This window comes from Desulfovibrio sp. (genome assembly GCF_014803725.1).
Classification (GTDB): domain Bacteria; phylum Desulfobacterota; class Desulfovibrionia; order Desulfovibrionales; family Desulfovibrionaceae; genus Desulfovibrio.
The window spans coordinates 36,421-62,754 of sequence record NZ_JAAVBE010000017.1 but is presented as its reverse complement, the minus strand read 5'-3'; the positions used below and the strand labels follow the sequence as shown (position 1 = coordinate 62,754).

Sequence of the window (26,334 nt, the reverse complement as noted above, 5' to 3'; positions counted from 1 at the left end):
GCTCCCAAACCTTGTCAGATATATCGTGGCGACGATGTGCAGCTTCCATGTCTACCTCCTTTTGGAAAAGGATAGCAGAAAGCTACATAAATTAAAAGAGAAATGACGACACTATCTAGCCGTTGGCGAGCTTGCGAGCCTTACGGATAGCGACAGCGGTTGCGTTGACTGGCTAACGCGGTAACTAACTGCTGTCTCCATCCGTAGCTTCCTGCGTCGCAACGGCTGGAGCAAGGCTGTTTTTGACGGATGATTTCGGCATTCCCTGCGGAGCACGCACACGGCACTCCCTCAAAAAAGGAAGGAGCGCTTTCCCCTCAGTCCGCACGGGCTCTGCTTCCAAGCCGCATCAGGAGGCGGATCACCGGGCTCGTCAACAGGCTGGCGAGGATGGTGCCCTCCCGCACACCGGCGAGGTCATTGAGCACAAGCCAGCAGAGCAAGAGCGCGAACGCGCTCATGCACACATCGCAGAGCATGCGCAGGCGCCCGAAATCCCTGGCCGTGGCCGTGGCAAGCGCGAGCACGAAGGCGTCATAGGGCAGCACCGCGATATTCGCCCGGATGGTGAGGAAGGCGCCCACCCCGATGAGCAGGGAGCCGCCAGCCACCCACAGGAGGCGCGAAAGATAGGTGTGCGGGTCAAAGCCGAGCAGCACGAACATGGAGCCGTCCACGCAGGTGCCGAAGATGCAGGCCAGAAAGGCCTGGAGAAAGATGGCCCAGAAACGGATCTTCCCGCGCAGGAGCAGCCACTCCGCCCCGATGAGCAGCTGGTTGAACACGATGACGCAGGCGCCGAAGCTGACGGAAGGCAGGATCAGGGACATGGAGTAGGGTATGGCCGCGATGGGCGTGGTGCCCAGGAGGGCCTTGGTGGTCACGGCCACCCCGAAGGCGACGCAGCCAAGGCCGGCGAAAAACACACAAAGGCGCATGAGCATGGGAAAAGAAGGCTCCTCTCCGCACTTTTTGGAAAAATGCGGCGTTAATCCGTCAAGCGTATAAACATTGGCCGCCGATGGCAAGGCGGAGGCGCCATGACGGCGGAAGGCCGGCTGGGGAAGGGCGGCACACACTGAAACAGCAGCCCCGGCGCCGGCGTATCCGGGCGAGGGGCGTGCGTGGCGGCTGCTGTTGACAAAAAACCTTCCGCTGGCTAGGCCGGAAAAAGGTGCTGACCTTCAACAGCAGGAGCAAACGATGCACTACGCGCAAATGACCAGGGAAGCCCGGGTGGTCCTGGTGGAATTTTTCGCCACCTGGTGCCCGCATTGACAGAAGATGATGCCCGTCGTCGCCGAGGTGCGGGAACGCCTCGGGAAGGCCATTCCCGTGGTGCAGCTCGATATCGACCAGAACAAGGCCGCGGCGCAGGAGGCCCGGGTCGGCGGCGTGCCGACCTTCATCATCTACCTCAACGGCACGGAAGTGTGGCGCTACAGCGGCGAAATCGACGGCAACGAGCTGTTCGCCAGGGTCCAGTCGTATTGACCGCATCGCGTAAGCCCCGCGACAGCTTTATATCTTCCGAGAGCGCCCGCGTGCCGGGGCTGGTTCACTCCGGCACGCGGGCGCCGGCATGAGAGGCGCCCCATGAGCACCCGGAGCACGGCCCCGCCGTTCTCCTGCCCCTTCACCGTGGGCGAGGTCATCAGCAACAGGACGCTCTATACCGCGTTCAAGTGCGGCTGCGAGGGCGGGGTGCGCTATTCTTCCGCATACCACGTGCTCGTCGTGGTCAGCAATTATGTGGACCCGCGCCATACGGGCGGCACGTGGCAGGACGGCGTGCTGTATTACACCGGCAGCGGCAAGAGCGGCGACCAGGACCTGATAAAGGGCAGCAACAAAAGGCTCTGCGAAGGGATGCAGGGGGCCTTGCCCATGTATTATTTTGAGGTGCGCACGCAGGGCCGCTACACCTATCGCGGGCGCCTCGAGGCTGCCGGCGAGCCCTTCCAGCGGGAGGAGCCGGGCGCGGACGGCGCCGAACGCAAGGTGTGGATCTTCCCCTTGCGCCTGACCGGGGCATAAGTCTGGGCCCCCACCCACGCCCCTCAACGCTCCTTGACCCCCACCCGCGGCTCAATTAGGCTGGCAGCCTGACGGCATCGGCAGCCTGCGCCGGTACGCCATCTCCTCTTTTTTCCTCATCTCTATCCTCATCAAGGGGAACCAGCATGCGACTCTTGCCGAAACTCTGCGCCGCCTTGGCGGTTGTTTTCTTGGCGGCCGGGCCGGCCCTGGCCGAGGATGGCGTGGATCATTACAGCGTGGGCGACCTCGATGTCATGGTCATCCGCGACGCCGACGTGACCATGGGCCAGCAGCTTTTGCCGGGCCTTGCGGAAAAGGCCCCGGAATTCGTGGGCGTGTTCCAGAACGGACCCGTCCCTGCCGTGGACCAGACCTTCTACTTCAAGAAGGATGGCCGGCAGGTGCTCGTGGATGCCGGCTGGGGCAAGGAGCACAAGGTCGAGGGCCACACCGCCGACCTTTTGCATGAAAACGGCATCGCCGAGGACGACATCACCGACATCCTGCTCACGCACATGGACATGGACCACATCGGCGGCCTTCTGGACAGCGGCCGGCCGGTCTATCCCAATGCCACGCTCTGGATCTCGGTGCCGGAATACGAGGCCTGGGTCGGCGGGGGCGGCGTCAACCGGGGCGAGGCCGCCGTGGACCTCGCCAAAAAGGTGGCCGCGGCCTACAAGGTGAAGCAGTTCAACTACGGCGACGAGCTCCTGCCCGGGGTCACGGCCGTGGACGCCGCGGGCCACACGCCGGGCCACACCGCCTACGACATAGTTTCCGGCAAGGACAAGATGACCATCGCGGGCGACATCCTGCATATCGCGCCCGTGCAGCTCCCCCGGCCCGATCTCAGCACGGTCTATGACATGGACGGCGAAAAGGCCGCGGCCGCGCGCAAGCGCCTCCTTGAGCGCGCAGCGCAGGAGCGCTCCCTGTTAGCGGGCATGCACTTCCCCATGGTGAGCGACGTGCGCAAGCTCGAGGGCGGGAGCTTCGCCATGAAGCAGCCGCGCTAGGCGCCCGGTTGCCCGCTGCCCGTGCCGTGCGTTCCCCGCGTGCGGGCGCGGGCCATGGGCGCGCCTTGACTTTGCGCGGCGCATTGCCCAAACTAGGCCGGTTTTTACCGCCTTGTCCCGTCGCCTGCCCGATATTTCCGGGCGGGCGCGTTCTATCACTGTCGGGCAACTACTGCTGGAGTCGGCATGAGCGATTACAAGAAGACCCTCAACCTTCCAAAGACCGGCTTTCCCATGAAGGCCAATCTCACCGTGCGCGAGCCGGAAATGCTCCGCCACTGGGAGGCCATCCNCGCCCGGGAAGCCATGGTGGCCGCGTCGGGGGCGAAGGGNGACTATGTGCTCCATGACGGCCCGCCCTATGCCAACGGGCATATCCACATGGGCACGGCGCTCAACAAGATCCTNAAGGACATGGTGGTCAAGTCGCGCAACATGCAGGGCTGGGCCTCGCGCTATGTGCCCGGCTGGGACTGCCANGGCCTNCCCATNGAGCACAAGGTGGAGCAGGAGCTCAAGGCCGNGGGCAAGACCCTNCCNGTGCTNGATGTNCGCCGCCGCTGCCGCAGCTATGCCGAAAGCTGGATCGACATCCAGCGCGNGGAGTTCAAGCGCCTNGGCGTGCTCGCCGACTGGGAGCACCCGTANNTNAGCATGCTGCCGGCCTATGAGGCGGCCACGGCCGACAANCTCGCCACCTTCGTGGCCGAGGGCGGCGTGAGCCGCGCCAAGAAGCCCATTTACTGGTGCTGCTCCTGCCATACGGCGCTNGCCGAGGCCGAGGTGGAATACGGCGACCACACCTCGCCCTCGGTCTATGTGCGCTTCGCCCTGCCGGACNNGAANCTNGCNGANNTCTTTCCCGGNGCCGACCCCGGGCGCGCCGCCGTGGTCATCTGGACGACCNCGCCCTGGACGCTNCCGGCCAACGAGGCTGTCTGCCTGCATCCCGANTTCGACTANGTGCTNGTGGAGGCCGGGGACGGNCAGTATGTGCTNGCCGAGGAGCTNNTGCCCGCGTGCGCCGCGGCCTTCGGCTGGGAGNNNCCGCGCANCGTGGGCCGCGCCCGNGGCGCCGNGCTGGAGGGNCTTGTNGCNCNCCACCCCTTCTATGACCGCNANTCGCCGCTCATCCTCGGNCAGCACGTGACGCTGGACGCGGGCACGGGCTGCGTNCACACCGCGCCGGGCCACGGCCGCGAAGACTATGAGGTGGGCCTCAAGTACGGCCTCGAGGTGTATTCGCCGCTGGACGACGCCGGCCGCTTNCTNCCCNCGGTGGAATATTTCGCCGGGCTCAACGTGTTCGAGGCCAATCCCCGGGTCATCGAGCGCCTGGAGCAAGACGGCGCCCTCATGGCCCAGGCCAGGCTCTCGCATTCCTATCCGCATTGCTGGCGCTGCAAGAAGCCGGTCATCTTCCGGGCGACNACGCAGTGGTTCATCAGCATGGANAAGAANGANNTNNGNGCCCGGGCNCTNGCCGCCATCGACAACGANGTGCGCTGGATNCCGGCCTGGGGCCGCGAGCGCATCCANAACATGATCGAGTTCNGGCCNGACTGGTGCATNTCGCGCCAGCGGCANTGGGGCGTGCCCATCCTGGCCCTCATCTGCGAGGATTGCGGCGAGGCCTGGAACGACCCGGACTGGATGCGCGCCATCTGCGCCCGCTTNGCCGAGTNNCCCACGGGCTGCGACTACTGGTACGCCGCGCCGCTCGAGGACATCGTGCCCGANGGNCTCAAGTGCCCCAANTGCGGNGGGCAGCACTGGCGCAAGGAAACGGACATCCTCGATGTCTGGTTCGATTCCGGCACGAGCTTCGCNGCCGTGCTCGAGGCCCGGCCCGAGCTGCGCTTCCCNGCGGACCTCTATCTNGAAGGCTCGGACCAGCANCGCGGCTGGTTCCACAGCTCCCTGCTCATCGCCGAGGGCGTGCGCGGGNCCGCGCCNTACAAGGCNGTGCTCACGCANGGCTACGTGGTGGACGGCAANGGCCGCAAGATGTCCAAGTCCGTGGGCAATGTCATCGCCCCGCAGGAGCTCATCGACAAGTTCGGNGCCGAGATNTTGCGNCTCTGGGCCTCNTCCGTNGACTACCGCGAGGACATCCGCATNTCGGACGAGATCCTGCGCCGCCTNGTGGACGCCTACCGCCGCATCCGCAACACCTGCCGCTTCCTGCTCGGCAACCTGGACGGCCTCGACANGGGCAANCTCATGGCGCCCGNGGCGCTGCTGCCGCTGGACCGCTTCGCCCTCGACGTGGCGGCGCGGCTGCACGAGCGCCTGCAGGAGGCCTATCTGGACTTCGAGTTCCACAAGGTCTTCCACGGGCTGCACAACTATTGCGTCACCGACCTCTCGGCGGTGTACCTCGACATCCTNAAAGACCGGCTCTANGCCTCGGCGCCGGANAGCCGCGAGCGCCGCTCGGCNCAGAGCGCGCTGTGGCACATCCTGCGCCTGCTTNTGCGCGACATGGCGCCCATCCTCTCCTTCACGGCGGACGAGATCTTCGGCTNCCTGCCCGAGAGCCTGCGCGGCCCGGANAAGACGGTCTTCGCGCTCCAGCCCGTGGACANCGCGCCGTATCTCCTNCCNGACGGCGTGCGCGACGACTGGATGACCCTGNTCGCCGTGCGCGGCGCCGTCACCGCGGCCATCGAGCCNCTGCGNCGCGAGGGCGANGTGGGGCACTCGCTGGACACGCGGGTCACNCTCTGGCTNGCCGANGANNTNNNNGAGCGGCTGGANGGNCTNGGCACGGANCTNCGNGCCGTGTGNATCGTNTCGCAGCTNGNGCTNGGGCGCCTNGCNGACGCGCCCGAGGGCGNNTGGCGCGAGCCCGGCGTGGAGGGCCTTGCCGTGAGCGTGGAAAAGGCCCNCGGNGANAAGTGCGAGCGCTGCTGGATCTATCACGANGACCTGGGCANCGACCCGGCCCATCCCACGCTCTGCCCGCGCTGNGCGGCCGTGGTGCGCGGGCTCGNGGGGGCCGGCGCATGAGCGGGNGCCGCGGCGCGGCCTTCCGCTGGGGCCTNTTGTCCGGCTCCGCGGGGGCCCTGCTCGTGCTCGACCAGGCGAGCAAGTGGCTCGTCATGGCCACCATTCCCGAGCATCGCCCGGTCGTCGTCATTCCCGGCTTTTTCGACCTCGTGAACATCCGCAACCGGGGCGCGGCCTTCGGCTTTCTCAACCGCTCGGACATCGAGTGGCAGTTCTGGCTCTTCCTGGCGGCGACCCTCGTCTCTGTCTGGGCCATTGCGGTCTTGGCGCGCAACACGCGCCAACCCCTGCTGCTGGTGGGCCTGGGGCTCATCCTCGGGGGCGCGCTCGGCAACCTCATCGACAGGCTGCGCTTCCGCGCGGTGGTGGATTTTCTGGATGTCTACTGGCGGGGCTGGCACTGGCCGGCCTTCAACGTGGCGGACATGGGCATCTGCGTGGGCGCGGCCTGCGCCTGCCTTGCCGTGTGGCGCGCGGAGCGGCGCAAGGGCGCGCCGAAAGCGGGGGAGAAGCGGGTATGAGCTTCGCCTGGTGGCATGCCGTGGTGGTCTGGATACCCATGCTCCCCACCTTCTGGAGCATCTGGCATATCTGGAACCACGACTTCCCCAATCCGCAGGCGCGCGCCCTCTGGCTCGTGCTGGTGGTGTTTGTGCCGGTCATCGGCGGTATCATCTATATATTCACGGGCCGCAAAAAGGCCCTTGCCAAAATCTGACGGAGGCAACGATGAAGAGCACGGGCGCTTTCCGTTTTCTCGCCCTCGGCCTGGGCGCGCTCCTTCTTGGCGGCTGCGCCACGCAGGGCAGCCAGAACCTCGAGCAGCGGGTGCAGCAGCATGACGCCCAGCTGCGCCAGCTCCAGCCCAACCAGGCCGACACCTGGAACCAGATGCAGGCCATGCGCCAGGAGCTCAATACGCTCAAGGGCCAGATGGACGACCTCAACAACGCGGGCGGCGCGCGCGCCCTGGTGGACAGGGTGCGCCGGCATGACGCGGCCCTGCGCCAGGTGAACACCACCATGGCCATGAACCTCGACCTCGGCGAGCCCATGAGCGCGGCCGCCAGCGCGCCGGTCATGGCGCAGCCGGTGACGCCCGTTGCCGCTGCCGACGGAGGCGCGGGCTCGCAGGTGCAGCCGCCGGTGCCCATGGGCGGCCTTGCCGCGGCCGGGGCAGCTGGGGCCGCCGCCGGCGCCACGGGTGCCGCTGCCACGGGAAGTTATGGCCTGCCCGCGGACGGCAGCGCGGGCAGCATCCCCGCGCAGGCGCCATCGGGCTCCACATGGGGCCAGGCCGACCCCAAGCCCGTGGCGCAGGTGCCGCAAAAGGACATCTCGCTTGCGCTTTTCGATGCGGGCGTCAATGCCTACAATGCGCGCAAGTATGAGGAGGCGCAGCGTTCCTTCACGGATTTCCTCAAGAATTACAAGGATCACAGCCAGGCCGCGGAAGCGCAATACTATCTTGCGGAATGCTATTTCCAGCGCAACCAGTTTGCGGACGCGGCGCTCGCCTATGACAAGGTGATCAAGCAGTATCCCAAGTCGTCGAGCGCGCCCGGCGCCTACCTGAAGCAGGGCATCAGCTTCAGCAAGATAGGCCAGGCCGCCGCGGCCAAGGCGCGCATGCAGGAAGTCATCAGCAAGTATCCCAACTCGCCGGAAGCGGCGCGGGCCAGGAGTTTCCTCAAGACCAACAGCTAAGCGGCGCGAGAGGATCACGGTGCTTCGGGAAACGCCGTTACAGGGGTAAAGAGCCATGTCGGAAGAGAAAGGGCAGGAAGCGGTCTACAGGCAACTGAGCGCGGACATGCGCCAGGGCCTCAAGGACATCTACCAGCAGATCTCCACCGCCTCGGCGGCGGAGGGCGCGGCCCCGGCCACGGACGCGCTGTTTCACGAGGCCTCGGCCCAGCTCCACGAAGTGCTGAGGGACACCGAAGCCGCGGCCATGAGCATCATGGAGATCGTGGAAAAGCACCTTGACCTCCAGGCCGAGAGCGCCTCCCTCATCGCGGCCGCGGGCGAGGCGGCCGGCATGGCGCGGCTCGCGGCCATCAATGACGAGCTCGGGGCCGACCTCACCACCCTGCTCACCACCCTGAGCTTCCAGGACATCACGGGCCAGCGCATCAAGAAGGTGGTGACGGCGCTCAACGGCATCGAGCGCCAGGTGGTGGACCTCTATGTGGCCTCGGGCCTCGTCATGGACGGCGCGGAAAAGGACCCGGCCAAGGACGCGCAGACCCTGCAGGACGAGGCGCGGCAGGCCGTCGCCGACTTCCGGGAAAGCCGCAGGCAGACGGGAGCCATGGCCGGCGGCGAGGCCCGGGGGGGCAGCGAAAAATCCGGCGGGTCCGAACTCAAGGGCCCGGACAAAAACGGCGTTTCGCAAGGAGCCATCGACGACATGCTCGCCCAGCTGGGCTTTTAGGGCTGCTTAAAAAGGAGCGCCGGCCGCGCTTGAGGCTAGGGCGAGTGAGCGCCGCGCAAAGGCGCGGGCGAGTTGCGCCACGCGCTCCCGGCTTTCCGCGTGCGTGGACGGCAAATGCCCACCATGCGGGCTTGCTGTGCGCAGGATATGAAGCTCCGCTTCCGCCGAAGCGCAATGCGCAAGCAGCCAGGCGGCGTGGCCGCGCGGGCAGCTCGCGTCATGGCCAAGCTGGATGACGCAGAGCGGCGCCCGCACGAGGGCGAGGCGACGGCGGATGCCCTTGAGGACGCGGTCAAGCTCCGCAAAATGGCGCAATGAACAGACCTCTTCGTGCCCCTGCCACGGGGCCACGGCGCGGGCCTCAGGGCTGCGCGGGGGCATGCGGAGCACGGGCCGGAGCCTCACTGTGAGCGGCAACAGGCGCAAGCGCCAGCTCCCGGGCCCGCGCAGGCGTAAGTCAGGCCGCCACGCGCCGAACCACAGCGGCGTCGCCAGAAGGAGCAGGCCCGCGGGTGTGGGGAGGCCTTCCTCCGCGGCGTTTTCGGCGATGTCGAGGGCGAGGATGCCGCCCAGCGAATAGCCGCCCAGAAGCAGCGGCCCTTCCGCGACAAGGCGCCGGTATTGCGCGCGGGCGAAGGCGCGCCATTCGCTGAACGATGCGGCCAGATACGCCTCGGGCGTGGCGCCGTGGCCGGGCAAAAGCGGCGTTTGCGCGGCAATGCCCTCGGCCTCGAGCGCCCGCGCCACGGGCGCGACCTCGAAGGGCATGCCCGCGAGCCCGTGGAAGAGCAGGGCGCGGGGCCGCCCCGCGTCAGGCGCGGAAACTCCGGCCCCGGTGCCCTCCCGGCTGTACGTCCCGTCCGTCATCCCCACCTCCAGCGCAAAGGAGTGCCCATGCCTGAGTGCCAGACCCTTGTCCACGCGGGCGTGCTCGTCACCCAGGACGCGGAGCGGCGCATCCTCGCCCCCGGAGCGCTGGCCATCGCGGGCGGCGTCATCCTCGATGTTGGCCCGGCCGACGAGCTCGCGGCCCGCTGGCAGCCCCGCGAGCGCCTGGACCTCGGCAACATGCTCGTTCTGCCGGGCCTCGTCAACGCCCATTCGCACGCCGCCATGACCTTCCTGCGCGGGCTTGCGGACGACATGCCGCTCATGGAATGGCTCACCGGCCGCGTCTTCCCGGTGGAGGCGCGCCTCTCGGCGGACATCGTGCGCCTTGGCAGCCTGCTCGGCTTTGCGGAGATGTTGCGCACCGGCACCACGGCCGCCATGGACATGTACCTCTTCGAGGGTGCGGTGCTCGAGGCCGCGGAAGAGGCCGGCCTGCGCTGCGTTGGCGGCGAGGCGGTCTTCGGCTTTCCCTCCGCCGCCTGCCCGGACGCCGGCGCGGCGCTTGCGGCCACGCGCGAGCTGGCCGAGCGCTATGCCGGGCATGAGCGCATTTCCGTGGCCGTCAACTGCCACAGCGTCTACACCACCACCCCGGAAATCATCGCCGCCTGCCGCGACCTCGCCCTTGAGCTCGACCTGCCCTTGCACATGCACCTCGCCGAGACCCGCGGCGAGACCGAGCGCTGCCTGGCCGAACACGGGCTGCGCCCGCTGGAATACTGCCGCGGCCTCGGCGTGCTCGACGCGAGGTGCACCTTCGCTCATGTGGTGGACGTTACCGAAGCCGAGCTCGACGTGCTCGGCGCCAGCGGCGCCGCGGTCGCGCACAATCCCTCCTCCAACATGAAGCTCGCCTCCGGGGCCGCGCCCGTGGCCGCCATGCTCCGGCGCGGGCTCGCCGTGGGCCTCGGCACGGACGGCCCGGCCAGCAACAACCAGTGCAACCTCTTTCAGGAGATGGGCCGCGCGGCCCTGCTCCACAAGCTCGTCAGCGGCGACCCGGCCAGCGTGCCCGCCCAGGCCGTGCTCGACATGGCCACCCTCGGCGGCGCCCAGGCCCTGCGGGCGCCTCATCTGGGGTCCCTCGGGCCGGGCATGGCCGCGGACCTCATCGCCCTTGACCTTGCGGAGCCCAATCTCCAGCCCATGTACGCACCGGTCTCGCATCTCGTGTACGCGGCCACGGGGCACGAGGTGCGCCTCACCATGGTGGGCGGCGAAGTCCTCTACCGGGACGGCCGTTTCAGCCGCTTCGATTATGACGCGCTCCGGCGCGAGGTGCGCGCCCTGCGCGACTTCGTGCTGGGCTGACGCGGCTCCCCGGGGCTGGACGGGGCGCGGCGCTGTGTCTAGTATGGGGGGCGCCCCCAAGGCTTATTGAATACAAGGAGCAGGAAATGGAGAGGAAAGGTTTTGCCCGGCTGGCTTGCGCTTTCGTTGCGGTTTTGCTGCTCTGTGCCTGCATGTCGCAAAGCGGACCGCAAAAGGCCCTCGACGGCCTCGCCAAGGCGCTGGACGCCAATGACAGCGCGGCCTTTCTGGCGGGCATGGACATGACCGCCTATGCCGAGAACCATATCCGCAACCTCGCTGAGGACGACCCGGCCCTGCGCGCCCTGGGCTCGCTGGGGCGGCTCTTCCGCCTCGGCAATGTGGACCAGCTCCTCTCCGGCGCGCTGGACATGAAGGCCCAGATGGAAGCGGACTTCACCCGCGGCGTGAGCACGGGCGAGCTCATGGCCCGCTGCCGCGCGGCCGACACCCCGGATTGCCCCTGGGTTGCGCAGGCCCTGCGCGATGCCACGGTGGTGGAGCTCGGGGAGGACGCGGCCATCGCCAAGGTCACCACGCCGGCGCGGCTCACCAGCTGGCTCGCCCTGCGCAAGGTGGGCGGCCGCTGGCTCGTGGTGGGGCGTGCCGCCATGGAGCAGACGGCGCGGCAGTACGCCCTCGCCGCGCCCGCGGAGCAGGAGGCCCCGGCCAAGGCTGCCCCGGCGCCGGCGCCAACTCCCAAGACGGCCCCCGCGCCCAAAACCGCCCCGGAAAAGACCAAGAAGCCCGGCGGCGTGATAACCATTTAAGAGTCATTGTCCCAGTTCATCCGTAGCCCAAGAGTCCCATGAAGATGCAGCTCCATTCCCGGCACTTCTTCTTCGCGCTGTCCTGCCTCCTTCTGCTCCTGGCCCCGCTCCGGCCGGCCCCGGTAAATGCCGCGGACGCCGCGCCGCGCACGGCCCCGCTGCGGGCGACCCTGCTGCTCGAGCATGAGCAGGCCTCGCCGTGGAACGACCTGCTGCTCGCCGGGCTTGAGCGCGCGGCCCGGGATTTCGGCATGCAGACCTCGGTGGTCTACGCCCCGAAAGGGGACGGCCAGGCCGAAGCCCTGCGCAGGGCAGCGGCCGGGGCCGACCTCGTGCTCGTGGCCTCGGACGGGCTGCACGAGGCCCTGCGCGACAATGCGGCCAATTTCCGGCGCACCATGTTCGGCTGCATCGACGCGGGCGTGCGCGCGCCCAACATCATGTCCGTGACCTTTGCGGACGAGCAGGCGGCCTTTCTGGCCGGCGCGGCCGCGGCCCTGCTCACCGGCGCGCGGCTTCCGGGCATCAATGACCAGCGGGTGATCGGCTGGCTCTCCGGGGAGGACACGCCGGCCATGCGCTCGCTCTTCAGCGGTTTTGCCGAGGGCGCGCAGCTCGCCGCGCCGGACGTGCGCGTGGTGCAGGCCGTTGTGGGCTCCTTCACGGACGGCGAAACGGCCGCCGCCAAGACCGAGGGCCTGCTCGGCGCCGGCGCGGACGTGGTGGCCCTGGCCGCGGGCGCGGGCAATCCCCAGGCCCTGGCGGAGCTTCGCGGCGCCAACGCCTACCTCGTCGGGCTGGACACGGACCAGGCTTCCGCCTTTCCGGGACATGTGCTGCTTTCCATCGTCAAGCGGGCGGACAAGGCCGTTTATGAGATCGCGGCCTCGGCGGCCTCCCCGCATTTCCGCGGCAAGGAGATCGTGGTCTATGACCTGGCCAACGGCGGCGTGGACGTTGCCGGCCTTCCGGCCTTTCTCGCAGCCGCCGGCAAGGGCGCGCCGGGGAGCGTCCCCGAAAGCATCGGGCGCCGCGTGGGCGAGCTGCGCCGCGAGCTCATAAACGGCTCCATCCGCCTGCATTCGCTGCGCGCGCGCACCCTCTGCGACTGCCTGTAGGGTCTTCCTTACCCCTCTGCGGGCCGGCTTTCCCGGCCCCTGTCCACAATTTTCGAGCGGCGGTGCCCAGGCGCTGCCGCTCTTTACGCGCGCATCCTGGTGCGCAATTCAATCTTGACATTTCGTCTGATTCAGGACAAGAAAATTCGTCCGAATTCGGACGGAGATGCGCCCATGGTCGTACTGAATGACGAATTGCGGAATTTTAATCTCGTGCTGGCCGAGATCCACGGCCTGTACCACGAAGCCTGCGTGCGGCTGGGCATCTCTGAAAGTGCCTGCCAGGTGCTCTATACCATCGCCATGTTCGGCGAAGGCGCAACGCCCCGGGAGGTGTACCGCGCTTTCGGAACCAGCCGCCAGACCGTGCATTCCGCCATCGGCACACTGGTGCGCAACGGGATCATTTATTTGCAAAAGGGGCCCGGGCGGGCGCGCGGGATCCATCTTACGGAGCAGGGGCAGCAGCTGCTTCACGAAAGGATCGTTCCCCTTGTCCGCCTCGAGAATGCCCTGCTCGGCAGCTGGCCTGAAGAAGAAAGGGAGAATTTGTTGCGGCTGTTGCGACAATACCGCAATGACCTGAGGAGCCGGCTTGTCACCCTGAAACCGCATTCCCAAATGACAAGGCCCGCTTCCGCAGGCACGGGGCAAGACCAGTGAACAACATGTCCCAGGCGGCCAGGAGCTTTTACAGCTGCCTATTTTTCTTCATTTGCGCGGGCATGGTCTATGGGCAGTTCACCGCGCGCATCCCGGCCATCAAGCTCCATTCCGGCATCAATGACGCGGAGCTCGGCCTTGTGCTCCTCGTGTTCGGCACAGGCTCCATCGCGGGCTTCCTGGGGGCGCCCCTGCTGCTCACGCGTGTCCCCTCCCGCTTCATGCTCATGGCGTCCTCGCTCGCGCTCTTGCTCGAGCTGACCGGCATCGCCCTTGCTCCCGGTTTCTTCAGTCTGTGCAGTGTCGCCGCCCTGTTCGGCCTCGCCACCGCGCTTTTTGATGTCTGCATGAATGTGCAGGCCATGCTGCTGGAACGAGTCGCCCACCGTTCCCGCATGGCGGCCATGCATGCCTGCTACAGCATCGGCGGCTTTCTGGGCTCCATGAGCGGTTCCGCCTTCGCCTATGCCGGCATCGGGATATTTGCCAATTTTTTGAGTATTTCCCTCCTGCTCACGCCCCTGGTCTTCCTTTCCGGGCGTGGTCTCTTGCCCGACGTGAGCGCGCGGGAGACGAAAAAAACAAGACAGAAGGTTCCCTTCTTCATTCTATTTTGCGGCCTCATGGCCCTGGGGGCCTTTATCGCGGAAGGCTCGTCCGCCGAATGGGGCGGCCTGCTGCTGAAAGAGGCCAAGGGGGCCGACGCGGGCACCGCCGCCCTGGCTTTCGGCGCGCTCTCCGCGCCCATGGCTTTTGCCCGCCTCACCGAAGACCGGCTGCGCGAGCGTTTCGGGGATTTTCGCCTGCTGCTCGCGGGCGGCCTCCTCGCCTTCGCCGGGCTCGGCCTCGTACTGCTCTCGCCGCTGCCGTGGCTGTGCCTCGGCGGCTTCGCCCTCATGGGGCTCGGGCTCTCGCCCATCATGCCCATCGTCATCAGCCGGGCCGGCGCGCACGGGGCGCTCCCGCCGGCCAGCGCGAGCGCCCTGGTCTCGCTTTTGGGGTATGGTGGCCTTTTGGTCGTGCCGCCGAGTCTCGGCTGGCTCGCCCAGCATTTCGGCCTCGAGACCGCCATGCTCGTGCCGCTTGCCGTGTGCGCGGCGCTCGTGTGCGGGAGCTTCCGCTTCAGGTAGGGGGAAAGAAGCCCCCCACTGGCAGTCGCCGGACGGCACTGTCCCTTCCTCTTCCTTTGTATTTTTGCGGAGAGGACGCGCTCCCACCCGTCGCGTGCGCCAGCGCGGCGGATTTTGAATATTTATTGAATTTTCAATAACTATTCGCGGCCCAACTGCGGGAATTGCTTTGCTCCCGCCCCGCGCATCCCGTATGCTGCGGCACGGAGGGGGCGCCGGCGCGTGACCGGGAAAGGCCGGGGCAGGCCTTTCCGGGGGGCGCGGGCGCTGTTTTTCGGGAACGAGGTTCCCCGCACATTTGAGAGAAAGGTTGGACTTCTATGCCGTGGATCCAGAATTACATCACCGTGGGCGGGAGCACCGTGGCCTCGGCCTGCGTGGCGGCCATCCCGCTGCTCATCCTCTTTTACATGCTGGCCGTGCGCAAGGCCAAGGGCCATATCGCCGCGGCGGCCGGCCTCATCGGCGCGCTCATCGTGGCCGTGGCCGTGTGGGACATGCCCGTGGGCCTCGCCGTGAGCTCCACGCTCATGGGCGCGGCCTTCGGCCTCTTCCCCATCGTCTGGATCGTGGTCACGGCGGTCTGGGTCTACAACATGACCGTGGAGTCCGGCGAGTTCGAGATCATCAAGGATTCGCTCGCGCGCCTCACCGATGACCGCCGCCTCCAGGCCCTGCTCATTGCCTATGCCTTCAGCTGCTTCATCGAGGGCACGGCCGGCTTCGGCACGCCCGTGGCCATCGCCGCGGCCATGCTGGTGGGCCTGGGCTTCACCCCGCTCTGGGGCGCGGGCATCGCGCTCATCGCCAACACGGCGCCCGTGGCCTTCGGCGCCATCGGCGTGCCCATCATCGTGGCGGCGTCCGTGTCCGGCCTCGACCTCATGTCCGTGAGCTCCATCGCCGGCCGCCAGCTTTCCCTGCTCGCGCTCATCGTGCCCATGTGGGTCTGCGTGACCATGTGCGGCTTTAAACGCAGCATGGAGGTCTTCCCGGCCATCGTGGTCTCGGGCGTGTGCTTCGCGGGCATGGAATTTTTGCTCTCCAACTTCCACGGCCCGACCCTGCCGGACATCGGCTCGGCCATCGCCACCATCGTGGGCCTCGTGCTGCTGCTCAAGGTCTGGCGGCCGAAGCAGACCTACCGCTTCCCCGGCGAGGGCGACTCGAAGCTCGAGGGCGACGGCTTCCCCGCGGCCGTGGTCATGCGCGCCTGGGGACCCTATCTGGTGCTGGCGGTCTTCGTGTTCTTCTGGGGGCTACCCGAGTTCAAGAAGGTGCTCAACGCCGTGCCCGGCGCCATCTTCACCTTCGGCTGGCCCGGCCTTGACGGCGAGGTGCTCAAGACCGCGCCCATCGTCAAGGAAAACGCGGTCTACGCCGCCAAGTACACCTTCAACTGGCTCTCGGCCGGCGGCACGGCCATTTTGCTCTCCGGCCTCGTGTCGGTGCCGCTCATGCCGCGCTATGGCTTTGGCCGCGCCATTGCGTGCTTCTTCCGCACCATCCGCCAGCTCATCCTGCCCATCATCACCATCGCCCTGATCCTGGGCCTTGCGTACCTGATGAACTACTCGGGCATGAGCGCCACCCTGGGCCTGGCCTTCACGCTCACGGGCGGCTTCTTCCCCTTCTTCGCGCCCATTTTGGGCTGGCTCGGCGTGTTCCTCACCGGGTCGGACACGTCCTCCTGCGCGCTCTTCGGCGGCATGCAGCGCGACACCGCCGTGGCCGTGGGCATGAACCCGGACCTCGCCGTGGCGGCCAACGCCTCTGGCGGCACCACGGCCAAGATGATCTCGCCGCAGTCCCTCTCCGTGGCCACCGCGGCCACGGGCATGGTGGGCGAGGAGGGCAACCTCTTCCGCTTCACCATCCTGCACAGCATCGGCATGACCATCCTGCTCTGCGTACTCACCTGGCTGCAGGCTGGGCCGCTCGCCTGGATGCTGCGCTAGGCTGAGACACCGCACCTTCGCACAAGGAGGCCCGTTCCGCTTCTGCGGGGCGGGCCTCTGCCGTTTTAAGCTCTGTTATACTTGCGATTGGTGGTGGGGCTGTGCTGCTTTCTAACGCCGAAATTATCCGTCAAAAACAGCCTTTTTGCTGCTGGCTGCGTCAGAAAAAAATTTCCTCGGTCGAGTACTTAAGTACACTCCCTTCGGAAATTTTTGTCTTCCTTGCCAGCAGCAAAAAATCTTATTTTTTAGGATTCTTCCGGCACCAGCACCCGTCTTCCGCTTCGCTCCAGACGGGATTAAGGAGCCTTCTGCCAACCACCGCAGATTGCATGATATCCTTTGGAAGAGTTTATATCGGCACGCAGTCTTGAATCAAAAACGGATTGCAAGTCGATTACGGTTTAGCCCCAACCGTCATTTTGAGTCTGAATCGGTTTGAAATTGGAGTGGCGGGGCCTTCCGGGAAAGAAGGCGCGCGTGCAACTTGGTGAAATCACTTGTCAAAATGAGCCTGTGCCATCTGGCACAAGGCTTGCTATTTCGGACACGGCCCTGTGGTCCGGGAGGGTACCGCCGGGCTTAAACCATGCGGAATCCGACGCCGCCCCCGGATGTGCCGGTCGGGCATCCCCTGCGGCGCCAAGCACTCAATCGGAGGAAGAAATGGCGCAGTCCTTCAACGCCGCCGAGCTGATCGCGGACGACAAGAAGTACGTCTGGCATCATCTCACCCAGCACAAGGTCTATGAAAAGTCCGATCCCATCATCTTTGTCAAGGGCGAAGGCATGCGGGTCACGGACATCAACGGCAAGCAGTACCTGGATGCGGTCTCCGGCGGCGTCTGGACGGTCAACCTGGGTTACGGCAACGAGACCCTGTGCAAGGCCGTGAGCGACCAGATCAAGGAGCTCTGCTACTTCGCCAACGGCTACGGCAACATCCCCACCATCCGCTTCTCCAAGAAGCTCATCGAGAAGATGCCGGGCCTCTCGCGCGTCTATCTCTCCAATTCCGGCTCCGAGGCCAATGAAAAGGCCTTCAAGATCGTGCGCCAGATCTCGCAGCTCAAGCACGGCGGCAAGAAGTACAAGATCATCTACCGCAACCGCGACTACCACGGCACCACCATCACCACGCTTTCCGCCTGCGGCCAGGAAGAGCGCAAGATGCAGTACGGCCCCTTCACCCCGGGCTTTGTGGAATTCCCGGCGTGCTCGGTCTACCGCTCGCCCTATCCGGCCGGCACGACCAACCTTGGCGAAAAGTTCGCCCTCGAGCTTGAGAAGGTGGTGCAGNNNGAAGACCCGGACACCGTGGGCGCGGTCATCCTCGAGCCCATCACCGCNGGCGGCGGCGTCATCGTGCCCCCGGACGGCTATTTTGAGACCATCACCGAGATCTGCAAGAAGTACGGCCTNCTGCTCATCATCGACGAAGTGGTCTGCGGGCTCGGCCGCACGGGCAAGTGGTTCGGCTACCAGCACTTCAACGTCAAGCCCGACATCGTGACCATGGCCAAGGGCGTGGCCGCGGGCTACGCGCCCATCTCCTGCACGGTGACCACCGAGGAGGTCTTCCAGGACTTCATCGCCGACCCCTCCGACCGCGAGGGCTANTTCCGCGACATCAGCACCTTCGGCGGCTGCACCTCCGGCCCGGCCGCGGGCTACGCCAACCTNTGCTACATGGAAGAGCACAACGTGCTCGACAACGTGGTCAAGATGGGCGAGTACCTCCTGAACGGCCTCAAGGAGCTGGAGAAGAAGTACGAGATCATCGGCGACGTGCGCGGCAAGGGCCTCTTCTGCGGCCTNGAGCTCGTCAAGGACCGCGCCACCCGCGAGCCCGTGTCCGAAGCCGTGGCCGGCGCCGTGGTGGCCGAGTGCATGAAGCAGGGCGTCATCATCGGCAAGACGAGCCGCAGCTTCCGCGAGTTCAACAACACCATCTGCCTCGCCCCGGCGCTCATCACCACCACGGTGGAGCTCGACGAGATCCTCAAGGCCCTCGACAACGCCTTCAAGGTGGTCAAGGCCTAGTTTTACGGTTTCGGCGGGCCGGGGAATGCGTCAGGCCGCCCCGGCCCCTCATCGTGCACACNAAGATTTTGAAGGAGCCATTCCCATGAAATTTACCGGTATGACCATCGGCGTGCCCACGGAAATCATGCCCGGCGAGCGCCGCGTGTCCTCCACCCCCGAGACCGTGAAGAAGATGGTGGACGACGGCGCCGTCGTGCTCGTGCAGGCGGGCGCGGGCGAGGGCTCGTTCTTCTCCGACGACCAGTACAAGGCCGCGGGCGCCACCATCGTGGAGCGCGCCAAGGACATCTTTGACAAGGCCGACGTCATCCTCAAGGTGAAAGAGCCCCTNTTCAACGAGAAGGAAGGCATGCACGAGAGCGACATGCTCCGCGACGGCCAGTATCTCATCACCTTCCTGCACCCCGCCGCCCCGGTGAACCGCGAGCCCATGCGCAAGCTGCGCGACACGGGCTGCATCAGCATCACCCTTGACGGCATCCCGCGCATCTCCCGCGCGCAGAGCATGGACGCNCTCACCTCCATGAGCACCGTGGCCGGCTACAAGGGCGTGCTCATGGCCGCGAGCTACCTCGCCAAGTTCATGCCCATGATCGGCACGGCCGTGGGCGTCATCAAGCCCGCCAAGGTCGTGGTCATCGGCACGGGCGTGGCCGGCCTNCAGGCNGTCGCCACCGCCAAGCGCCTCGGCGCCGAAGTGACCGCCATCGACATCCGCCCCGACGCCGCCGAGCAGGCCCGCAGCCTGGGCGCCAAGTCCGTGGACACCGGCGTGCCGAAGGAAGTGGCCATCGGCGAGGGCGGCTATGCCCAGCGCCTGCCCGACGAGTGGCTCAAGAAGGAGATCGAGGCCATCAAGCCCGTGGTGAAGGATGCCGACGTNNTCATCCTCACGGCCCTCATCCCCGGCAAGCTCGCCCCGGTGCTCATCACCGAGGAGATGGTCAAGTCCATGAAGCCCGGCTCGGTCATCGTTGACATCGCCATCGACCAGGGCGGCAACTGCGCCGTCACCAAGGCCGGCGAGGAAGTCGTGGTGGACGGCGTGACCGTCAGCGGCATCAAGAACATCCCNGGCATGATGCCCACCAGCTCCACCTGGATGTTCGCCAACAACATCTACAACCTGCTTGCCTACCTCACCAAGGACGGCAAGATCGAGCTCGACCGCAACGACCCCATCGTGGCCTCCTCNCTGACCACCATCAACAAGGAGATCGTCCACGCCGGGGCCAAGGAAGCCGGCGTGTAGCACCGCATTGGCAAGGGCGCGCTTCCCGACGGGGCGGCGCGCCCTTCTCGTATCCGCCGTCCGGCACCACCCTTTCGCATTCGCGGAGGCATTCCCTTGACCACGTTCATCCTCATCCTGGTCTTCATCGCCGCCCTCGTCATCGGCTACAAGGTGCTGAGCCACATCCCGAGCCTCTTGCACACGCCGCTCATGTCGAGCATGAACGCCCTTGACGGCGTCATCATCCTGGGCGCGCTCACGGCCACGCACCTCGCCACCACCGCGCTGGGCGCGTTTTTCGGCGGCGTCGCCATCGCGCTCGCCATCACCAATGTCTTNGGCGGCTTCGACATCACNAACAAGATGCTGAAGATGATCGCCGGCAAGAAGCGCTAGGCCGCCGGCCCCGCGCCNGCCGCCACAATCCCAGGGAGATACTCCGCGCATGAGCTCTTTCGCCTATTACATCATTGCCACGGTGCTGGCCGTCGCCATCCTCTACGGGCTGCACCTGATGAGCAACGTCAAGACCGCCGTCCGGGGCAATGCCATCGCCGCCCTGGCCATGGCCCTCGCCATCNTCATCACCATGCTCAGGGACGATTCCTTCGGCTCGGTCACGCTCTGGGTGGCCATCGCCGCGGGCATGGCCTTCGGCCTCTTCCTCTCCAACAAGGTGAAGATGATCCAGATGCCGCAGCTCGTGGCCTTTCTCCACGGCTTCGGCGGCGGCGCGGCCGCGCTGGTGGGCCTCATCATGCTGGTGGACGTGGGGCCGGAATCGGCCTTCCACCGCATCGACGCCTGCCTCGCCCTNTGCTCGGGCATGACCACCATCGCCGGCTCCTTCGTGGCCGCGGGCAAGCTGCACCAGGTGCTGCCGCAGCGGCCCATCGTGCTGCCCAACCACAGCCGCATCGTCAATATCCTNCTNGGCATCATGGGCGTGGCGCTGGTCATCTACAACATCGCGCCCGACTTCCTGCCCTGGCTGATGATCGGCCTCATGTTCGTGACCGGCGCGCTCTTCGGCGTGGTCTTCACCCTGCGCGTGGGCGGCGCGGACATGCCCATCACCATTTCNCTGCTCAACTCCATGGGCGGCATCTCCTGCGCCATCGCGGGCTTCGCCGTGGCCGACCCGCTGCTCATCGCCGTGGGCGGCATCATCGGCTCGGCCGGCTACATGCTCACCCGCGTCATGTGCAAGGCCATGAACCGCCGGCTCATGCCCATCCTTCTGGGCGAGTCCTCGGTGGCGGGCAAGAAGCCCGGCGCGGCCCCCGCTGCCGCCGCTCCGGCGCCGCCCAAGTCCCCGGCCGGCCCTTCGGGCGCTGCCGCGGCNCCTGCCGCTGACGCCGCCGCCAATGACGATGCGGAGATAGCCAAGCTCCTCCGCGGGGCGAAGCGCGTCATCATCGTGCCCGGCTACGGCATGGCGCTCGCGCAGGCGCAGCACCAGGTCAAGCAGCTCGCCGACGCGCTGGAGGCCAATGGCGCCAAGGTGGATTACGCCATCCACCCGGTTGCCGGCCGCATGCCCGGGCACATGAACGTGCTNCTCGCCGAGGCCAATGTGGANTACGAGCACCTGCTCGAAATGGACACCGTGAACCCGCTCTTCCCCGAGGCGGACGCGGTGGTCATCGTGGGCGCCAACGACGTGGTNAACCCTGCCGCCAACACGGCCGAGGGCACGCCCATCTACGGCATGCCCATCCTCGATGTGGACAAGGCCAAGGGCATCATCGTCTGCAACTATGACGAAAAGCCCGGCTATGCCGGCGTGCCCAACCCGCTCTACAAGAAGCAGGGCGTGCACATGCGCCTTGGCGACGCCGCCAAGACCGTGGCCCACCTCGTGGACCTCGCCAAGGGCAATGTGGCGGCCCCCGCCGCTGCCGGCGNCGCCNCTGCCGCTGGCGACGACGANGCCGCGCTCTCCAAACTGCTGCATGAGGCGAAGCGCGTGATCATCGTGCCCGGCTACGGCATGGCGCTGGCGCAGGCGCAGCATCAGGTCAAGCAGCTCGCCGACGCGCTGGANGCCAANGGCGCCAAGGTGGATTATGCCATCCATCCCGTTGCCGGCCGCATGCCCGGGCACATGAACGTGCTGCTCGCCGAGGCCAATGTGGACTACGAGCACCTTNTGGAGATGGAGACGGTCAATCCGCTCTTCCCCGAGGCGGACCTCGTGGTCATCGTGGGCGCCAACGACGTGGTGAACCCGGCGGCCAACACGGCCGAGGGCACGCCCATCTACGGGATGCCCATCCTTGATGTGGACAAGGCCAAGGGCGTCATCGTCTGCAACTATGACGAAAAGCCCGGCTATGCCGGCGTGCCCAACCCGCTCTACAAGAAGGAAGGCGTGCACATGCGCCTGGGCGACGCGGCCAAGACCGTGGCCCACCTCGTGGACCTCGCCAAGGGCGACGTGAAGGCCCCNGCCGCTGCCGCNCCGGCGGGCGCGGCTTCCGGCGGAAGCGACGAGGCCCGCGCCGCGGACATGCTGAAGAACGCCAAGCGCGTGATCATCGTGCCCGGCTACGGCATGGCGCTGGCGCAGGCGCAGCACAAGGTCAAGCAGCTCGCCGACGCGCTGGAGGCCAACGGCGCCAAGGTGGATTANGCCATCCANCCGGTNGCGGGCCGNATGCCNGGNCACATGAACGTGCTNCTNGCCGANGCCAATGTGGATTANGAGCACCTGCTCGANATGGACACGGTGAACCCGCTCTTCCCGGAGGCGGACCTCGTGGTCATCGTGGGCGCCAACGACGTGGTGAACCCNGCNGCCAANACNGCCGAGGGCACGCCNATCTACGGNATGCCCATCCTCGACGTGGACAAGGCCAAGGGCGTCATCGTCTGCAACTATGACGGCAAGCCGGGCTACGCGGGCGTGGAGAATCCGCTCTACTCCAAGCCGGGCGCCATCCTCATGTTCGGCGACGCGGCCAGGACCGTGGGGCGCCTTGTGGACCTCGCCCAGGGCGCCACGCCCGAGGGCGGGGCGGCGCCTGCCGCAGCCGATGCTCGCTCCGCGGCCGCCCCGGCTGGCGCTGGCGACGCGGCTTCCATGCTNAAGAACGCCAAGCGCGTCATCATCGTGCCCGGCTACGGCATGGCCNTGGCGCAGGCGCAGCACAAGGTNAAGCAGCTCGCCGACGCGCTGGAGGCNNNCGGCGCCAAGGTGGATTACGCCATCCATCCCGTGGCCGGCCGCATGCCNGGGCACATGAANGTGCTNCTCGCCGAGGCCAATGTGGATTACGAGCACCTGCTCGAGATGGACACGGTGAACCCGCTCTTCCCGGAGGCGGACCTCGTGGTCATCGTGGGCGCCAACGACGTGGTGAACCCTGCGGCCAACACGGCCGAGGGCACGCCCATCTACGGCATGCCCATCCTCGACGTGGACAAGGCCAANGGCGTCATCATCTGCAANTNTGANGAAAAGCCGGGCTACGCGGGCGTNNNNAACCCGCTCTACNCAAAGCCGGGCGTGGTCATGATGCTGGGCGACGCGGCNGCGAGCCTGGACANGCTGCTCGCCATGCTGCGCGGCTAGGAGGAAGGGGGAAGCTGCCTTTCCGGGGCATGAGGCTTGATAGCTGTGAAAAAAAATGCTAGNGNGAAGGCAGAGTAGTAGGGGATTTCCATCATTGACTTCAGGAGGGTGTATGAGCTTCAAGAAACTGTGTGTCCTGACGCTGGCGTTCCTGTTCATGCTCACCGTNTCCGCCCAGGCGGCGGTGAACTACAAGGTCGCCGTGGGCGACCCCGAGGATTCCGAGCAGGGCGTGGCNGCGCTGGCCTTCAAGGCCTATGTGGAGAAAGAGACCAAGGGCGAAGTGCAGATCGACCTCTTCTTCGCCGGCGCNCTCGGCGACGAGAGCGAGGCCTTCCGCAACGTGCAGAAGGGCACCCTGCCCTTCGCCGTGGGCGGCATCGCCAACCTCGTGCCCTTTGAGAAGAAGCTGGGCCTCCTGACCCTGCCCTACCTCTTCGAGAACCTTGACGAAGTGGTGAAGGGCACCAACGGCAAGCCCGCCGAGCTGCTCAACAGCTATGCCACCAAGGCCGGCTTCCGCATCCTCTGCTGGACCTACACCGACTTCCGCTACATCTCCAACTCCAAGCATCCCATCAAGAAGCTCGACGACATCAAGGACCTCAAGTTCCGCGTGCCGCAGAGCGCCGTGCTCATCGCCGCCTACAAGGCCTTCGGCGGCAGCCCGACCCCCATCTCCTGGGCCGAGACCTTCACGGCTCTCCAGCAGGGCGTGGTGGACGGCCAGTGCTACGGCTACATCGGCTTCAAGGCCATGAAGTTCAACGAAGCCAACCAGAAGTACCTCACCGAGGTGCACTACACCTACCAGCTCCAGCCGCTGGTCATGAGCGAGCGCGTCTACAAGAAGACCAAGCCCGAGCTCCAGAAGATCTTCGTGGACGGCGGCCTCTTCGCCCAGGAAGCCGTGCTCAAGTACCAGAAGGAATACGCCCAGGCCGCCAAGGACGAGCTCATCGCGGGCGGCCTCGTGGTCGACATGCTTGAGGACGAGGAAGCGTGGAAGAAGGCCGCCTATGACAAGGTGTGGCCCGAAATGGCCGACTTTGTGGGCGGCAAGGACGCCATCAACGAATACCTGAAGGCCATGGGCAAAGAGCCCTGGCAGAACTAGGCTCCCGATTCCCTGCGGCCGGGCTCCNTCAGGGGCCCGGCCGCCTTGCGGCCATGCCGCCATTCACGCGCACATTGGCAACAGATGCCGGGGCCGCCCGGCTGACAGCCTGGGGGGTTCGGCGTGAAGAAGTTCGTTCTTGCTTTCATGGATCATTTTGAAAGCTATCTCTGTCAATTTTTGCTGGTCTTTTTCGTCGTCGTCGTCTTTATCCAGATCATCCTCCGCTTCCTGGACGCCTCGCTCCCCTGGACGGAGGAGATCGCGCGCTTCGCCTTCATCTGGTTCATCCTCTTCGGCGCCTGCTACGCCACCCGGCTGTGCGCGCTCAACCGCGTCACGCTCCAGTTCGCCAAGGCCCCCAAGTGGGTGGCGAACCTTCTGCTCTTCATCAGCGACATGATCTGGCTGGCCTTCAGCCTCATCATGGCCTGGCAGGGCTACCTCGCGGTGATGGATCTGCGCGAATTTCCCTATTTCACNCCGGCGCTCGACTGGGACCAGAGCTACGTCTACCTGGTCTTTCCGCTGAGCTTCACGCTCATGGCCATCCGCATCCTGCAGGTGAACTACATCAAGTTCATCCTCAAGCAGGAAATCGCCGACCCGGACCAGGAGGCGGTGAAGCAGAGCCAGAGCGCCCTGCTTGAAGACAGCGGCAAAGAAGGAGGGGCTGCCTGATGGAAGCGCTCACCCCCATGGGCATCGGCGGCCTGCTCTTCGCCGTNTTCTTCGTCCTGCTGCTCATCGGCTGCCCCATCATGGTCGCCCTCGGCGTGGGCACCATGGTCTGCTTCATCATCCTCGACATCGACCTCTCGATGATGATCGAGCGCGCCTTCGCCTCGCTCACGGCCTTCCCGCTCATGGCCTTGCCAGCCTTCGTGCTCGCGGGCGCGCTCATGGAGGCNTCGGGCATATCACGAAGACTNGTGGCCGTCGCCGAGGCCTTTGTGGGCCCCATCCCCGGCGGCCTCGCCATTTCGACGGTGCTCTCCTGCGTCTTCTTCGGCGCCATTTCCGGCTCCGGCCCGGCCACCACGGCGGCGGTGGGCATGCTCATGATCCCGGCCATGACCAAGCGCGGCTACAACACGGCCTACGCGGCGGCCACCACGGCCACGGCCGGCGGCATCGGCATCATCATCCCGCCGAGCATCCCCATGGTCATCTACGGCGTCACCGGGCAGGTGAGCATCTCCAAGATGTTCATGGCCGGCTTCATCCCGGGCTTCCTCATCGCGCTCTCGCTCTGCCTGCTGCACTTCTTCAAGTGCCGCAAGCTCAATCTCGGCGGCGATTCCTGGTCGCTCAGGCACCTGCTCCACACCATGAAGGACGGCTTCTGGTCCATCCTCGCGCCGCTCATCATCCTGGGCGGCATCTACGCGGGCCTCTTCACGCCCACCGAAGCCGCCATCGTGGCCATTTTCTACACGCTCTTCGTGGGCATCTTCATCCACCGCGAGCTCAAGTTCAAAGCCTTCATGGCCTCGCTGAACACCACCTCGTGGCTCACGGGCCGCGTGCTCGTGCTCGTGTTCACGGCCACGGCCTTCGGCTATTTGCTCACCTCGTACCGCATCCCCGTGGAGCTCGCCAACTGGGTCTTGAGCTTCACCAACAACGTGTACATGGTGTGGGTCTTTGTGGTGGTGTTGCTCATCTTCCTCGGCATGTTCATGGAGACGCTGGCCATCATCATGCTGGTNACGCCNGTGNTNCTNCCCATCATGACGGCCTACGGGGTNGACCCCATCCACTTCGGCCTCATCCTCATCTGCTGCTGCGGCATCGGCTTCTCCACGCCGCCGCTCGGCGAGAACATGTTCATCGCCTCGGGTATCTCCAACCAGTCGCTGGAGATCATCTCCCTCAAGGCCATGCCCATGGTCTTCGCCAACCTGCTCGCCATTGTCATCCTGGTGGTCTTCCCGAGCCTCGTCATGTTCCTGCCGAACATGATGACCGTGGCCGCACCGTAAGCAAGTGCAGGACGGGCGGCGGGTTT

22 protein-coding genes and 1 pseudogene are annotated in these 26,334 nt (G+C 66.1%); 21 read left to right on the top strand and 2 right to left on the bottom strand.

The window, feature by feature from the left end:
* Window positions 1-317 precede the first annotated feature (317 nt).
* Window positions 318-944: a DUF6198 family protein gene (locus HDR50_RS05255; RefSeq protein WP_291356586.1), complete on the bottom strand. Its 627-nt coding sequence runs from the start codon at window positions 942-944 to the stop codon at window positions 318-320.
* Between the two features lie 340 nt (window positions 945-1,284).
* On the opposite strand from HDR50_RS05255, the gene HDR50_RS05250 reads away from it, so the two are divergent.
* From HDR50_RS05250 to HDR50_RS05215, 8 genes and pseudogenes are all read left to right on the top strand, one after another.
* On the top strand, window positions 1,285-1,494 hold the full coding sequence (locus HDR50_RS05250; protein WP_291356584.1) for a thioredoxin family protein: 210 nt from the start codon (window positions 1,285-1,287) through the stop codon (window positions 1,492-1,494).
* A 102-nt stretch (window positions 1,495-1,596) separates the two neighbouring features.
* Window positions 1,597-2,037 carry a hypothetical protein gene (locus HDR50_RS05245; protein ID WP_291356582.1) on the top strand — a complete coding sequence of 147 codons (441 nt, stop codon included), beginning with the start codon at window positions 1,597-1,599 and terminating at the stop codon, window positions 2,035-2,037.
* Between the two features lie 146 nt (window positions 2,038-2,183).
* Window positions 2,184-3,059 (top strand): MBL fold metallo-hydrolase, encoded by an 876-nt coding sequence (locus tag HDR50_RS05240; protein WP_291356580.1) that lies wholly within the window; start codon window positions 2,184-2,186, stop codon window positions 3,057-3,059.
* 186 nt (window positions 3,060-3,245) lie between these two features.
* A pseudogene (ileS, locus tag HDR50_RS05235) lies at window positions 3,246-6,071 on the top strand (isoleucine--tRNA ligase).
* Window positions 6,068-6,592: a signal peptidase II gene (gene lspA, locus HDR50_RS05230; RefSeq protein WP_291356578.1), complete on the top strand. Its 525-nt coding sequence runs from the start codon at window positions 6,068-6,070 to the stop codon at window positions 6,590-6,592. The pseudogene ileS and the gene lspA overlap by 4 nt, the downstream one beginning before the upstream one ends.
* Entirely contained in the window at window positions 6,589-6,789 is a 201-nt protein-coding gene (locus HDR50_RS05225; RefSeq protein ID WP_291356576.1) for a PLD nuclease N-terminal domain-containing protein, read from the top strand. Before lspA ends, HDR50_RS05225 begins: the two co-directional genes overlap by 4 nt.
* Before the next feature lie 11 nt (window positions 6,790-6,800).
* On the top strand, window positions 6,801-7,778 hold the full coding sequence (gene ybgF / locus HDR50_RS05220; RefSeq protein ID WP_291356574.1) for a tol-pal system protein YbgF: 978 nt from the start codon (window positions 6,801-6,803) through the stop codon (window positions 7,776-7,778).
* A 55-nt stretch (window positions 7,779-7,833) separates the two neighbouring features.
* Window positions 7,834-8,508, top strand: a complete 675-nt coding sequence (locus HDR50_RS05215) for a protein phosphatase CheZ (RefSeq protein WP_291356572.1) — start codon at window positions 7,834-7,836, stop codon at window positions 8,506-8,508.
* Window positions 8,509-8,514: 6 nt separating this feature from the next.
* Here the strand turns inward: HDR50_RS05215 and HDR50_RS05210 are convergent, their stop codons facing one another.
* A complete protein-coding gene (locus tag HDR50_RS05210) occupies window positions 8,515-9,375 on the bottom strand; it encodes an alpha/beta hydrolase (RefSeq protein ID WP_291356571.1) in 861 nt (286 codons plus the stop codon).
* A 21-nt stretch (window positions 9,376-9,396) separates the two neighbouring features.
* On the opposite strand from HDR50_RS05210, the gene HDR50_RS05205 reads away from it, so the two are divergent.
* The 13 genes from HDR50_RS05205 (at window position 9,397) to HDR50_RS05145 (ending at window position 26,308) form a co-directional block, all read left to right on the top strand.
* Window positions 9,397-10,710 (top strand): amidohydrolase, encoded by a 1,314-nt coding sequence (locus HDR50_RS05205; protein ID WP_291356569.1) that lies wholly within the window; start codon window positions 9,397-9,399, stop codon window positions 10,708-10,710.
* Between the two features lie 152 nt (window positions 10,711-10,862).
* A complete protein-coding gene (locus HDR50_RS05200) occupies window positions 10,863-11,480 on the top strand; it encodes a hypothetical protein (protein ID WP_291356568.1) in 618 nt (205 codons plus the stop codon).
* Window positions 11,481-11,518: 38 nt separating this feature from the next.
* Window positions 11,519-12,598, top strand: coding sequence for a BMP family ABC transporter substrate-binding protein (locus HDR50_RS05195; RefSeq protein ID WP_291356567.1), 1,080 nt, complete (start codon window positions 11,519-11,521; stop codon window positions 12,596-12,598).
* 114 nt (window positions 12,599-12,712) lie between these two features.
* On the top strand, window positions 12,713-13,261 hold the full coding sequence (locus tag HDR50_RS05190) for a MarR family winged helix-turn-helix transcriptional regulator (protein WP_291356565.1): 549 nt from the start codon (window positions 12,713-12,715) through the stop codon (window positions 13,259-13,261).
* A 5-nt stretch (window positions 13,262-13,266) separates the two neighbouring features.
* Complete coding sequence (locus HDR50_RS05185; RefSeq protein ID WP_291356591.1) at window positions 13,267-14,391, top strand: MFS transporter; 1,125 nt, start codon at window positions 13,267-13,269, stop codon at window positions 14,389-14,391.
* Between the two features lie 320 nt (window positions 14,392-14,711).
* On the top strand, window positions 14,712-16,349 hold the full coding sequence (locus HDR50_RS05180; RefSeq protein WP_291356563.1) for a lactate permease LctP family transporter: 1,638 nt from the start codon (window positions 14,712-14,714) through the stop codon (window positions 16,347-16,349).
* A gap of 666 nt (window positions 16,350-17,015) precedes the next feature.
* Window positions 17,016-18,392 (top strand): aminotransferase class III-fold pyridoxal phosphate-dependent enzyme, encoded by a 1,377-nt coding sequence (locus HDR50_RS05175; RefSeq protein ID WP_291356561.1) that lies wholly within the window; start codon window positions 17,016-17,018, stop codon window positions 18,390-18,392.
* Between the two features lie 85 nt (window positions 18,393-18,477).
* Entirely contained in the window at window positions 18,478-19,647 is a 1,170-nt protein-coding gene (locus tag HDR50_RS05170) for an NAD(P) transhydrogenase subunit alpha (protein ID WP_291356559.1), read from the top strand.
* Window positions 19,648-19,743: 96 nt separating this feature from the next.
* Entirely contained in the window at window positions 19,744-20,025 is a 282-nt protein-coding gene (locus HDR50_RS05165) for a proton-translocating transhydrogenase family protein (RefSeq protein WP_291356557.1), read from the top strand.
* Between the two features lie 49 nt (window positions 20,026-20,074).
* Window positions 20,075-23,206 carry an NAD(P)(+) transhydrogenase (Re/Si-specific) subunit beta gene (locus HDR50_RS05160; protein WP_291356555.1) on the top strand — a complete coding sequence of 1,044 codons (3,132 nt, stop codon included), beginning with the start codon at window positions 20,075-20,077 and terminating at the stop codon, window positions 23,204-23,206.
* Window positions 23,207-23,318: 112 nt separating this feature from the next.
* Complete coding sequence (locus HDR50_RS05155) at window positions 23,319-24,323, top strand: TRAP transporter substrate-binding protein (protein WP_291356553.1); 1,005 nt, start codon at window positions 23,319-23,321, stop codon at window positions 24,321-24,323.
* Window positions 24,324-24,470: 147 nt separating this feature from the next.
* Window positions 24,471-25,004: a TRAP transporter small permease gene (locus HDR50_RS05150; protein ID WP_291356551.1), complete on the top strand. Its 534-nt coding sequence runs from the start codon at window positions 24,471-24,473 to the stop codon at window positions 25,002-25,004.
* Window positions 25,004-26,308, top strand: coding sequence for a TRAP transporter large permease (locus HDR50_RS05145; protein WP_291356549.1), 1,305 nt, complete (start codon window positions 25,004-25,006; stop codon window positions 26,306-26,308). Before HDR50_RS05150 ends, HDR50_RS05145 begins: the two co-directional genes overlap by 1 nt.
* The last annotated feature ends 26 nt before the right edge of the window (window positions 26,309-26,334 follow it).